This is a genomic window from Subtercola frigoramans (assembly GCF_016907385.1).
Classification (GTDB): Bacteria; Actinomycetota; Actinomycetes; order Actinomycetales; family Microbacteriaceae; genus Subtercola; species Subtercola frigoramans.
In genome coordinates this window covers 1,117,652-1,129,969 of the sequence record NZ_JAFBBU010000001.1, presented here as the reverse complement: position 1 = coordinate 1,129,969, position 12,318 = coordinate 1,117,652, and the positions used below count along the sequence as shown (strand labels likewise).

Here is a 12,318-nt window from a genome sequence, read left to right as displayed (position 1 = left end):
GGTCGGCGCGCTAGTATTGCGACAGGCAATATCTGGAGGATCTCTGTGGCGCAGTTGTTGATCCTGACCTCTGCGGTCGACAAAGAGGTGCTTCCCGCGCTCTCTTTGCTCAGTCACCGCACCAGGCAGATCCCTGCCGAAGCGGCACAGTTGGTGAACACTCCCAACTGCGACCTGATCTTCATCGACGCCCGTCGCGACCTCGCGAGCGCCCGGTCACTGTGCAAGATCCTGAAGACAACAGGCATCGGGGTGCCGATCGTGCTCATTCTCACCGAGGGTGGCCTGACCGCCGTCAGCGCCGAGTGGGGCGCGGCAGACGTGCTGCTCGAGTCGGCCGGCCCGGCAGAGGTCGACACGCGCATCCGGCTCGCCATCGGGCGGCAGGTGCAGGAGCAGTCCTCGTCGAAGATCCAGGCCTCGGGCGTCGTCATCGACGAAGCCAGCTACTCCGCGCGGGTTCACGGCCGGCCGCTCGACCTGACCTTCAAGGAGTTCGAACTCCTGCGCTTCTTCGCTTTGAACCCGTCACGCGTGTTCACCCGCGAGCAGTTGCTCAGCGAGGTCTGGGGGTACGACTACTTCGGTGGCACCCGCACGGTCGACGTGCACGTCAGGCGCCTGCGGGCCAAGCTCGGCGACCTCGAATCGCTCATCGGCACCGTTCGAAACGTCGGCTACCGCTTCAACTTCTTCGAAGACGAGAACGATCGCCTTGCTCAGGCTCGAAACGCCTGACCCGGCCGACCACTTCGCGTTCAGCGAAGCCGAGGCTCTGGCAGCTCGGGCAGCCAAATCCGACGGCCAGCCGCCCTTCAACGACCAGGCGATGCTGGATGCCCGTTCGGGCGCCATCCGCCTCCACACCGCTTTCGCGGGCGAGACCCTGGTCGCGGTGGCCGCTGTCAGCGACGACAGCCTCGAACTCGTCGTCGATCCGGCCTCTCGGCGACGCGGATACGGGACCGAACTCCTCGAGCGTGTGCTCACCGAAGCCACTCCCGCGTACGCGTGGGCGCACGGCGATCACCCCGCAAGCCGGCGACTCGCCGCGACGCACGGTTTCACCGCGATCCGCAACCTGCTACAGCTGCGCATGCCGCTGGATGCGCGCCGGTCGAACAACCTCGCGGATCGCGGCGGATCGAAACCCCCGCGTGTTACCGGTTTCGATCCGCACGGCAAAGCCGCGCTACTCAACCAGCAAGACGGCGAAGCGACGGCGCACATCGCTGCGTTCCGGCCCGGAGACGACGACGCCGAATGGGTTGAGCTGAACGCGCGAGTGTTCGCCGGGCATCCGGAACAGGGTCGACTGACCGTCGACGATCTGCACGCCCGAATGGACGAACCCTGGTTCGAGGCGGACGACTTTCTCGTCGCCCGTTCTGCCGAAGCAGTGATGATCGGGTACAACTGGCTGAAGATCGACCCCGAAGACCCGGCCGTCGGAGAGATCTACGTGATCGGGGTCGACTCCGCCGAAGCCGGCAGAGGGCTCGGGCGCCGGCTGATGTACGCCGGGCTCGAACGCCTGCGCGATCGCGGGTGCACCGTCGCCGCACTCTACGTCGACGAAGAGAATCCTTCTGCCGTGGCCCTCTATCGCAGCCTTGGATTCACCGACTTCACCGTGGATGTGCAGTACCGCCGCACGGTCTGACCACCGTCTCGCCGGCCCCCATCGGGAGTCGTTCACAGGCCGTTTACTCTCACGGTTTGCCTGCGAGTGACATGATGATGGGATGGACGGCGACAACATCACCCTCGACGCAGGTGTGGGCAGCGATTACCTGGACGACGACTTCGAAATCATCGAAGACCCCGACGACCCGGCATTGCCGGAAGGTCGGTACCTCGACCGCGAGCTGAGCTGGCTCGCGTTCAACAGGCGCGTGCTCGAACTCGCCGAAGACGAGTCGATCCCGGTGCTCGAACGCTCGAACTTTCTCGCGATCTTCGCCAGCAACCTCGACGAATTCTTCATGGTCCGGGTCGCCGGTCTCAAGCGCCGCATCGTCACCGGCCTCGCCGTGCCGACCAACATCGGCCGCACCCCGCAAGACGTGCTCGACGACATCTCCCTTGTCGTGCATGAGCTGCAGGAGCGCCACGCCAAGGCCTACCAGGCCCTCGTGAAGCCCGCTCTCGACGAGGCGGGCGTGCACATCGTCACATGGGACTCACTCGACCAGGCCGAGAGAGATCGCTTGACCGAGGTCTTCAGCGACGAGATCTTTCCGGTGCTGATGCCGCTCGCCGTCGACCCCGCACACCCGTTCCCCTACATCTCCGGGCTTTCACTCAACCTGTCGGTGCGCGTGCGCAACCCGAAATCCGAGAGGCAGGAGTTCGCTCGTCTCAAGGTGCCGCAGGTGCTGCCGCGGTTCGTGCGTGTCGACACCCGGGAGCGCACGAAGAACGTGCGGTTCATCAGCCTCGAAGACCTGATCGCCAATCACCTGAGCCACCTCTTCCCCGGCATGGAGGTGCTCGAGCACCACGTCTTCAGAGTCACCCGCAACGAAGACGTCGAAATCGAAGAGGACGACACAGAGAATCTCATCCAGGCGCTCGAGAAGGAGCTCCTGAAGCGCCGCTTCGGCCCACCCATCCGCCTCGAGATCACCGAAGACATGGATGATGTGACCCTCGGTCTGATCGTGCGTGAACTCGATGTCACCGAACAGGAGGTCTATCGTCTGCCGGCCCCCCTCGACCTCGGCGGCCTGTTCGAACTGAGCAAGATCGAACGCCCCGACCTCAAGTACCCCAAGCACGTGCCGACGACGAACGTCTTCCTGCTGCCGCCGGAGCCGAATGCTCGTCCCGACATCTTCAAGGCCATCGCCCGCCAGGACATCCTGGTGCACCACCCGTACGAATCGTTCGCCACGAGCGTGCAGGCCTTCCTGGAGCAGGCCGCGGCCGACCCCGACGTCCTCGCCATCAAGCAGACGCTGTATCGAACCAGCGGTGACAGCCCGATCGTCGAAGCCCTGATCGATGCCGCTGAGTCGGGAAAGCAGGTGCTCGCCCTCGTCGAGATCAAGGCCCGCTTCGACGAACAGGCGAACATCTCGTGGGCACGCAAGCTCGAGAAGGCCGGCGTTCACGTGGTCTACGGGCTCGTCGGCCTCAAGACGCACTGCAAACTCGCGCTCGTGGTCCGCCGCGAGAAGGGCAAGCTCAAGCACTACAGCCACATCGGCACCGGCAACTACAACCCCAAGACCTCCCGCATCTACGAGGACTTCGGGCTGTTCACGATGGATGACCAGGTCGGCAAAGACCTGACCCGCCTGTTCAACGAACTCTCGGGCTATGCAATCGAGAAGAAGTTCAAACGCCTTCTCGTGGCCCCGCTGCACCTGCGGAAGGGATTGCTGAAGCGCATCGCCCAGGAGGCGACCAACGCCTCGCTCGGCCTGCCCTCTGGCATCCAGATCAAACTGAACTCCATCGTCGACGAGGCGATCATCGACGCCCTCTATCGTGCAAGCCAGGCCGGAGTGCCGATCGACATCTGGGTGCGCGGAATCTGCGGCATCAAACCGGGGGTCCCGGAGCTCAGCGAGAACATCAGGGTTCGGTCGATCCTGGGCAGGTACCTCGAACACTCCCGCATCTTCTCGTTCGCGAACAATGGTGACCCTCAGGTGTTCATCGGGAGTTCGGACATGATGCACCGCAACCTCGACCGCCGCATCGAGGCGCTCGTGCGCTTGGTCGCACCCGACCACCTCAAGGAGATCCACTCGCTCTTCGAACTGGCAATGTCAGACACCGTCACCTCGTGGTGGCTCGACAGTGATGGTGAGTGGACCAGACACACGACGAGTGAATCGGGAGAACCCCTCATCGACCTCCAGGATCGCCTGATGCACCTCACTTCGCGCCGCAAGCGGCCGGGAATTCTGCGTTGAGCCGGATCGTACTGGCGGGTGACGCGAAATGACGATCTACGCGGCAGGGGCGGTCTGTTGGCGATTCGACAGCGGCAAGCTCCGGATCCTGGTGATCCATCGCGGCCAGCGCAATGACGTCTCCCTGCCCAAGGGCAAGGTCGAGGCCGGTGAGACGTTGCCCGAAACCGCAGTCCGTGAGGTTCTCGAAGAGACCGGCCTGACTGTCGACCTCGGCGTTCCCCTCGGTGTCACCAGCTACACGATGCCCAACAACCGCGACAAGGTCGTCTACTACTGGGCAGCAGAAGTCAGCCCCGAAGCGCACGCATCGTCGACGTTCACGCCCGGCGTCGAGGTCGCGGGGTGCGAGTGGATGTCCCTGCGCAAGGCGAAGAAGGCCCTGACCTACGAACGTGACGTCGAAGTACTGGAGCGTTTCCAGCTGCTCATCGACCAGGGAGTCTCGCGCACCTTCGCGATCATCGCGCTGAGGCACGCCAAGACCATTCCCGGGTCGGATTTCGATGGCCCGGATTCCCTCAGGCCACTGACGCATCGGGGGCGCACAGAGGCGAACGTGATCGTTCCCGCGCTTCGGGCCTTCGGCCCCGGCGTGGTTGTCAGCAGTACCGCGAGACGCTGTATCGAAACCGTCACGCCGTTCTCGGAGTCGACCGAGATCCGCGTGCGGAAGACGAACCTCATCAGCCAGGACGCCTTCGAAGAAGGCACCAGCGACGTGCGTCACATCGTTGCGAAACGGGTGCGCAAGCTCACGAGCGCGATCGTGTGCGCACACGGGCCGGTGCTCCCGGAGATCGTTCGCGAAGTCGGCCTGGCTGCAGGCGGCACACGCCAGGCCTCGCTCACCCGGGCCGGTGATCTGCCCGTTGCCGGGTTCAGCGTGCTGCACCTCTCCGTCGACAAACCCGGCTCCGGCATCATCGCGATCGAGACACACGTGCCGCAACTGGCCTGACGATGGATGCCCGTCCCAGGCCCTCCGCAGACCATTTCGTCGCCCGCCGTTAACCTTCCGTTCACCTCCCGGGAGGAACGTGGTCACGCCTTCGGCGTACCTTCGCTAAGGGCCTGCACCGGCCCCGTCGGCTGCCGCTCCCGATCACTTGCGGCCAGCGATGGACTACCCCCAATTGAAGGGAACACAGTGAAGTTCAAGAATGTGGCCGCGACAGGAGCTGTCTTCATGGCAGCCGCCCTCGCGCTCTCCGCGTGCTCATCGTCTGGTACGACAAGCGGATCGAGCACCACCTCGCCCAGCAGCTCCGCTTCAGCAGGAGTTGCCGGCCCCACGCTCGACACCACGCTCAAAGGCACCGTCACGGCCGGCGGGTCGAGCGCCCAGGCCAACGCCGAGAACGCCTGGGTCACCGCCTACAACGCCCAGGTCGCCGGCGTCACGGTCAACTACGACAAGTCGCAGGGCTCCGGCGGTGGCGTCACCAACTTCCTCGCCGGAAGCTACGACTTCGCCGGATCCGACTCGCCCCTCAAGGCAGACCAGCAGACCAGCTCGCAGACCATCTGTGGCCCCGGCGGCGCTGTGAACCTCCCCGTCTACCTCGACGGCGTGGCGATCATCTACAACCTCCCCGGCGTGACCAACCTGAACCTGTCGACCGAGACGCTCGCCAAGATCTTCTCGCTCGCCATCACGACCTGGAACGACCCCGCGATCGTCGCCGACAACCCCGGCGCGACACTTCCGGCAACGGCCATCACGACCGTCGCCCGTTCAGACGGTTCGGGTACCACCCAGAACTTCACGAACTTCCTCAGCCAGAACGCTCCCACGGTCTGGACGTTCCCGGCCAGCAACGCGTGGCCCGTGACCGGTAACGTCTCCGCCCAGAAGGGTGGTTCTGGCGTCGTCCAGGCCGTCGGCGCTGGCTCAGGTACGATCGGTTACGCCGACCACAGTGCGATCGGCGCTGCCACAGCTGCGACGATCAACAAGGTCGCCTTCAGCCAGGAAGCCGCCACTGCCGCGTTCTCGGCCGCCGCCACGACTGTACCGACCACGACCGGCGACCTGTCGCAGAAGATCGACTACACCAAGCTGACCGGCATGACCGATGCATACCCGATCCCGCTGGTCTCGTACCAGATCCTCTGCACAGTCTTCAAGGACCCTGCCCAGGCCACACTGACCAAGTCGTTTATCGGCTTCGTCGCTTCATCGGTAGGCCAGAAGGTCGCGGCCAAGAACGCCGGCTCGGCTCCCATCCCCGATGACATGCTGACGCAGATCCAGACCACCTTGGCCACCGTCAAGTAATACTCTGAGACATCCGGTCTGATCACCGCCCGCCCGTCGGCACGAACTCTCAAGAAAGAACGCTGTGAGCAACAGAACCTCAGTGCACTCTGCTCCTGAAAGCCCGTCCGGCAGGTCGGCACAGACCACCAGCTCCACCCCGCCCGATGGCGGTAGCGATCGACACGACGCTGCCGCCATCGGGCGCTCCACCCGCATCAGGCCCGGAGACTTCATCTTTCGGTTCCTGAGCACCGGCTCCGCCGTGCTCATCATGATCATCCTCGCCGGGGTGGCCCTGTTCCTCATCATCTCGGCCATTCCCGCAATCGTCGCCGACTGGCAGACCGACCCCCAGCTCAACACCGGGCCCACCGCCGGGTTCCCCAATTTCTGGTCCTACGTCGGCCCGCTGATCTGGGGAACACTCTGGTCGGCCGCAATCGCCCTGCTGTTCGGCGCACCGGTCGGCATCGGCATCGCCCTGTTCATCTCCCACTATGCGCCGCGGCGGCTGGCGAGCATCCTCGGCTACCTGGTCGATCTGCTCGCTGCAGTGCCATCGATCGTCTTCGGCCTGTGGGGCATCATCGTGATCCGCCCCTTCCTGCTGCCGTTGTCTGACTGGCTGAGCGCGAACCTCGGCTGGATCCCCCTCTTCGGCGGCCCGGTCACCACGACAGGATCGACCATTCTTGCGGGCGCGCTGGTGCTGGCCGTCATGATCCTGCCGATCATCACCTCGATCTCGCGCGAGATCTTCCTGCAGACGCCGCGCCTGCACGAAGAAGCCGCCCTTGCGCTCGGTGCAACGCGCTGGGAGATGATCCGCCTCTCGGTGTTCCCCTACGCCAAGTCGGGCATCGTGAGTGCCACCCTGCTCGGCCTCGGCCGGGCCCTGGGTGAGACCATGGCGATCGCCCTCATCATCTCGCCCGCCATTCTCGTCTCGGTCCGCCTCATCACCGAGGGCCAGAACTCGCAGACCATCGCCGCCAACATCGCCCTGAACTTCCCCATCGCCACGACCCTGCAGCGCGACGCGCTCATCGGTACCGGCCTCATGCTGTTCGTCATCTCGCTGGCCGTCAACTCGATCGCCCGGGTGATCGTCAGCGGCAAGCGGGGCAAACGGAAGAAGGGCAAGGCGGCACCACTCACGCCAGGCCCCCTCAGTCGCGTTCCGGCGGGCGATTTCGCCTCGGCCACCGCCATCGACGTGGTAGCCGGACCAGGGCGCGTGGGAATCATCGACGATGAAGGCCCGACGCCCGAAGAAGACATCGAAGGAGCGAGATATTGACCGCCCTCAGCCCGCGCGTGAAGCCATCAGGGCCCGTCGGCAACTCGCTGACCACGGGCCAGCTTCCGCGCTTCGTCGAACTGTACGTTCTCGGTGCCGCTGCCCTCGTCAGTGCACTGCTCCTGCTGCTGATCGGCTTCAACGTTGTCAGCTGGCTCGTGCTGACTGCCATCGTGTATCTCGTTGCGTTGGGCATCCTGTCGGTCGTCGTCGAGAACCGGCGCAAGGCGACCGACCGCCTGGTTCGGGGTCTTGTCACGGTGGCCTTCCTGCTGGCGCTCATTCCGCTGGTCTCCACACTGGCCACCGTCGTCGCGCAGGGAATCGGGCAGCTCAGCTGGAGTTTCATCACCCAGACAGGCACGTCGAGCTTCAACCCGGACACACTCGAGGTGACGCAGACCCCCGGTGCCCTGCAGGCCATCGTCGGAACTCTGATCATCACCGGGATCGCGGCGCTCATCTCGATTCCGATCGGACTGTTCACCTCGATCTACCTCGTCGAGTACGCGCTTCCGAAACAGTGGCTCGCCCGGACAGTGACCTTTCTGGTCGACGTGATGACGGGCATCCCCTCGATCGTGGCCGGCCTGTTCGCGTTCTCTCTGTTCTCGATCATCGTCGGGCCCAAAGCCTTCAGCGGCTTCTCGGCATCGGTAGCCCTGTCCGTGCTGATGATTCCGACGGTCGTTCGTGCGTGCGAGGAGATGCTGCGACTCGTGCCGGGCGACCTGCGCGAAGCCTCGTACGCGCTCGGGGTGTCGAAGTTCTCGACCATCGTGAAGATCGTGCTTCCGACCGCCATCGCCGGCCTGATCACGGGCATCATGCTCGCCGTCGCGCGGGTCATCGGCGAGACAGCACCCATCTTCCTTGCGGCAAGCTTCACCGACAACTTCAACGCGAACCCGTTCGACGGCCCGATGCAGACCCTGCCGGTGCTCGCCTACACGGGCTACGCGTTCCCCGGCAAAGACATCGCCGCGTCGAACGCCTCTGCATGGGGTGCCGCTTTGTTGCTCGTTCTGCTGGTGGTCATCCTGAACCTCATCGCCCGCGTGGTCGCGAAGATCTTCGCCCCCAAGGGCATGCGGTGACCCCCGCCCGCAAGCCGGCTCGCTCGGGCACCCCTGCCATTTCTCTGCTCCCCGAATACCTGTAGAAGGAACACTGTGTCGAAGCGAATCGAAGTCAACGATCTCAACGTCTACTACAGCGACTTTCTCGCTGTCGAAGGAGTGACGATCACCATCGAACCCCGCACGGTCACGGCCTTCATCGGGCCCTCCGGCTGCGGCAAGTCGACCTTCCTGCGCACGCTCAATCGCATGCACGAAGTGATTCCGGGTGCCCACGTCAAAGGTGAGGTTCTGATCGACGGCAACAACCTCTACGACCCCGGGGTCGACCCGGTGATGGTTCGCCGGCAGGTCGGAATGGTGTTCCAGCGCGCGAACCCGTTCCCGACGATGTCGATTCGCGACAACGTGCTCGCCGGCCTCAAGCTGAACAACAAACGCCTCACCAAGGCAGACGGCGATGATCTCGTCGAGAAGGGCCTTCGCGGCGCCAACCTCTGGAACGAGGTCAAAGACCGCCTGAACCTCCCCGGCGGCGGGCTCTCGGGCGGGCAGCAGCAGCGCCTGTGCATCGCCCGTGCCATCACCGTCTCCCCCGACGTGCTGCTGATGGACGAGCCCTGCTCGGCCCTCGACCCCATTTCGACCCTGGCGATCGAAGACCTCATCACCGAGCTCAAAGAGGACTACACGATCGTGATCGTGACCCACAACATGCAGCAGGCGAGCCGCGTCTCCGACCGCACCGCGTTCTTCAACATCGCGGGTACCGGCAAACCAGGCAAGCTCATCGAGTACAACGACACGACCACCATCTTCGGCAGCCCGTCGATGAAGGAGACCGAGGACTACGTCAGCGGCCGCTTCGGCTAAGCCCGGGCATCCATCGCCCCACGAAAGAACCGGTGCTCCGGATGCGCCGGTTCTTTCGTTTTCCGAAGCGGTGCGTTGCTCAGCTGCTGGAGACGGAGATGATCGGAGTCGTCGTTGGGGCCTGTGAGCCGCCGGCCGGTTCGACGGTGACGCCCACGGTGTCTCCGGGAGCCATCTTGCCGCTGAGCACGTGCCAGGTGGTGTTGTCGCCGCCGGGTGTGAACGTGCCGGCCGGGGTGACCGTGGAACCGTTGATGTACCACGCCTCATAGGTCTTCGACGACGGAAGCGAAGCGAGGCCCTGCGCGATCACCGCAGACTTCGCCAGGCGGCTCGACCACATGACGGTGGCTTCTCCCCCGCCCTCGATGGTGCTGTGGGCGCTCTGCACGTCGGAGGCTGCGTAGAGCTCGGCCAGTGCGCTGGCCGAGGCATCCTGCGAGCTGTTACTGCCGCTCTGGGTCAGTGCTGTGCCGACGAAGCCACCGCCGACGAAGAGCGCGACGGCCGCAGCCGCGGCGACCAGGATTCCGGCGGGCCGGGTGAACCAGCGTGAGCGGGCCTTCAGTGCTGCAGGTGATTCGGTGGTCGACAAACCGGCTGCCGGATGCCCGGCGATGGCCGAAATCGCAGCAACACTCGTATCGGGCGTGGCCCCGTGGCGGATCGACGATTCCTGGCGCGAATCCTGGGGCGTGGTGGCAAGCTGCGCCATCACTGACGCCTTCAGCGACGCGGGGGGCTGTACCGGCACCGCCGAGAGGGCAAGCAGAGCTGCAGTCGCAGCGAGCTCATCGGCTTCGAGTGCAAGCTCGGGCGATTCGGCCAGAGCCGTCTCGAAAACCGCCTTCTCTTCAAGGCTCAGGGCGTCGAGGGCGTACGCGCCCGACAGGAGGTAGAACTCATCGTGGGTCATTTTGCCACGCCCATCTCGTCGCGGAGGCGGATCATTCCGTCGCGCAGCCGCGTCTTCACAGTGCCCACCGGTACGTGCAGCAACTCCGCAACCTCACTGTGACTGTAGCCGCCATAGTAGGCGAGGGAGATGGCCTGACGCTGCAGTTCTGTCAACTGGCCCATGGCCTTCTTCACCCTTTCATGTTCGATTCGGATCTCGACGGTTTCAGAGACCTGGTCGTATTCGCGTTCAATGTCCCTGATGCCGATCTTCAGGTCGCGATCGTGCCCCGACTGCGAAGCTCGCACCCGGTCCACGGCACGTCGGTGGGTCATCGTGAGGATCCACGACATCGCCGCGCCACGATCAGTGTCGAATCTGTTCGCGGTCTTCCAGATCTCCAGGAAGATCTCCTGGGTCACCTCTTCTGACTGCGCCGGATCCACCAGCAATCGCCTGACCAAACCCATCACCCGGGGGGATACCCGGTCGTACAACTCAGAGAACGCTCGCTGGTCTGCTGTTGCAATCCTCTCCAGCAGAGTGTCGAGACTCGTCTCCTGGACAGGATCATCGTCTTCGCTCTGGTGGGTCACAAGCTTAAGCATGTCAGGTTTGCGCCTCACGAGATGTTTAATGGGTGTTGCTCTTGACAACTATCATTCGGAGCCACGGTTCACGCGGATTGGTAGGTGTCCGTTCGAGCTACGTGCGGGGCCGACCCGTGACAGCGATGATCGAGCCACTGAACAGCACCAGGAACTGGGCGGCGGCAGAGACCGCCTTCTCCGTGGTCCATGAGCTCATGGGCACCATCGGCAGCCCGAATGGCAGGTGCACGGGCATCCATACCGATGCCACGAGTATGGCGAGACCGGCGAGCGCGACCAGGATCGCGAAGACGGCGGTCCACACCCGCGGCCTCACAACGAGCAGAATCGCCGCAAGCACATTGACGGCCGCTTCGATCAGATAGAGCGTGCTGAGGCTCATCAGCGCACCCTCGACGGTCGAGACGCCGGGCGCGAGAGTGAAGTGGATGTAGGCGTTCAGTGCGAGCGCGAGAACAGCCCAGAAGATGGCGGCGAAACGGAACACGTTCACCGAGCGCCGCCAGCTGGAGATACCGGGCCGCAGAAACGCCTCTCGGCGCGAGGCCGCTCTGGGCGGCTAAATTTGGAGCCCGGGGTTACTGCGGCCCGGCTGAAACAGTTTATCAAGTGATCAGCCATGGGCGCTCACAGTGCGCGGTGAGCGAACATCAGTCGAGGCTCCCGCTTCGCCAGAGCCGCGCGCAGGCGGTGAGTTCGGCCGCGATCGAGTGGAATCGCAGCGCTCTCGTCGTCAATGCAGTCGCCCGCTCCTCCGACGTCGTTTCGGCGTCGTCGGCGAGGCTCGCGCAGCCGCTCGACATCAACCGGCAGAATGCCGCAGCGCGATCGAGCGCCACAGCGAAGTCGCCTTCGAACAACCCGCGCAGAATCTGGTCGGCCAACGCGGTGATCTCTTCGGGACCCGTCGGATTCGGTGCGCCGGCGACGACCGGGTCGATCGTGCGTGAGAGGTCTGCACCCCGCTGGTAGATGAAGCTCGACTGCTCGGGGTCTTGCCTCGTCAGCGCCCTGAGCAGGTAGATGCGCCACAGCGCTCCTGGCAGGCTGCGGGCGGATGATCGACTCCACAGTTCGGCGATGGCATCGATGCCGTTCACATCGGTGTAGGCGATCAGCCTGTCGATGACACCGGCGTCAGGGTCTGCGCGCACCCGACTGAGCAGCGCCGCAGCCGTGTCGTGGGCGAGGCGGCTGATGTGGGCGGGGTCTTCGCCACCCTGGAACGCTTCAAAAGTCGAACCGGCGAACAACGTCGGCTTGTGAAAGTCGTCGGCCAACCAGCGCCCCTTTCGTGATGGTGCAATTCTCGCGCCTTCCAAAGTTACTTCAGAATCAGCCGAGCAATTCGTGAGCGGGCCAACAGTA

The 12,318-nt window shown here is 64.3% G+C and carries 12 protein-coding genes; 8 read left to right on the top strand and 4 right to left on the bottom strand.

Features of this window, described 5'->3' with window-relative positions:
* The first annotated feature begins 45 nt into the window (after window positions 1-45).
* From JOE66_RS05445 to pstB, 8 genes are all read left to right on the top strand, one after another.
* On the top strand, window positions 46-738 hold the full coding sequence (locus JOE66_RS05445) for a winged helix-turn-helix transcriptional regulator (RefSeq protein ID WP_205107470.1): 693 nt from the start codon (window positions 46-48) through the stop codon (window positions 736-738).
* A complete protein-coding gene (locus tag JOE66_RS05440; protein WP_205107468.1) occupies window positions 716-1,663 on the top strand; it encodes a GNAT family N-acetyltransferase in 948 nt (315 codons plus the stop codon). The genes JOE66_RS05445 and JOE66_RS05440 overlap by 23 nt, the downstream gene beginning before the upstream one ends.
* A gap of 82 nt (window positions 1,664-1,745) precedes the next feature.
* Complete coding sequence (locus JOE66_RS05435; protein ID WP_205107466.1) at window positions 1,746-3,926, top strand: RNA degradosome polyphosphate kinase; 2,181 nt, start codon at window positions 1,746-1,748, stop codon at window positions 3,924-3,926.
* A gap of 28 nt (window positions 3,927-3,954) precedes the next feature.
* A complete protein-coding gene (locus tag JOE66_RS05430) occupies window positions 3,955-4,887 on the top strand; it encodes an NUDIX hydrolase (RefSeq protein WP_205107464.1) in 933 nt (310 codons plus the stop codon).
* A 189-nt stretch (window positions 4,888-5,076) separates the two neighbouring features.
* Window positions 5,077-6,207, top strand: a complete 1,131-nt coding sequence (locus JOE66_RS05425) for a phosphate ABC transporter substrate-binding protein PstS (RefSeq protein ID WP_205107462.1) — start codon at window positions 5,077-5,079, stop codon at window positions 6,205-6,207.
* Between the two features lie 178 nt (window positions 6,208-6,385).
* The gene (gene pstC, locus JOE66_RS05420) at window positions 6,386-7,489 is read left to right on the top strand and encodes a phosphate ABC transporter permease subunit PstC (RefSeq protein ID WP_372435506.1); all 1,104 of its coding nucleotides are present in this window, start codon (window positions 6,386-6,388) and stop codon (window positions 7,487-7,489) included.
* Entirely contained in the window at window positions 7,486-8,586 is a 1,101-nt protein-coding gene (gene pstA, locus JOE66_RS05415; protein WP_205107458.1) for a phosphate ABC transporter permease PstA, read from the top strand. Before pstC ends, pstA begins: the two co-directional genes overlap by 4 nt.
* 75 nt (window positions 8,587-8,661) lie before the next feature.
* Window positions 8,662-9,441 (top strand): phosphate ABC transporter ATP-binding protein PstB, encoded by a 780-nt coding sequence (pstB, locus tag JOE66_RS05410; protein WP_205107456.1) that lies wholly within the window; start codon window positions 8,662-8,664, stop codon window positions 9,439-9,441.
* Between the two features lie 79 nt (window positions 9,442-9,520).
* On the opposite strand, the gene JOE66_RS05405 is transcribed toward pstB, so the two are convergent.
* The 4 genes from JOE66_RS05405 to JOE66_RS05390 form a co-directional block, all read right to left on the bottom strand.
* Window positions 9,521-10,357, bottom strand: coding sequence for an anti-sigma factor (locus tag JOE66_RS05405; RefSeq protein ID WP_205107454.1), 837 nt, complete (start codon window positions 10,355-10,357; stop codon window positions 9,521-9,523).
* Window positions 10,354-10,947, bottom strand: coding sequence for a sigma-70 family RNA polymerase sigma factor (locus JOE66_RS05400; protein WP_205107452.1), 594 nt, complete (start codon window positions 10,945-10,947; stop codon window positions 10,354-10,356). Before JOE66_RS05400 ends, JOE66_RS05405 begins: the two co-directional genes overlap by 4 nt.
* 97 nt (window positions 10,948-11,044) lie before the next feature.
* A complete protein-coding gene (locus JOE66_RS05395) occupies window positions 11,045-11,443 on the bottom strand; it encodes a hypothetical protein (protein ID WP_205107450.1) in 399 nt (132 codons plus the stop codon).
* 157 nt (window positions 11,444-11,600) lie between these two features.
* On the bottom strand, window positions 11,601-12,230 hold the full coding sequence (locus tag JOE66_RS05390; RefSeq protein WP_205107448.1) for a DNA-directed RNA polymerase subunit beta: 630 nt from the start codon (window positions 12,228-12,230) through the stop codon (window positions 11,601-11,603).
* Between the last annotated feature and the right edge of the window lie 88 nt (window positions 12,231-12,318).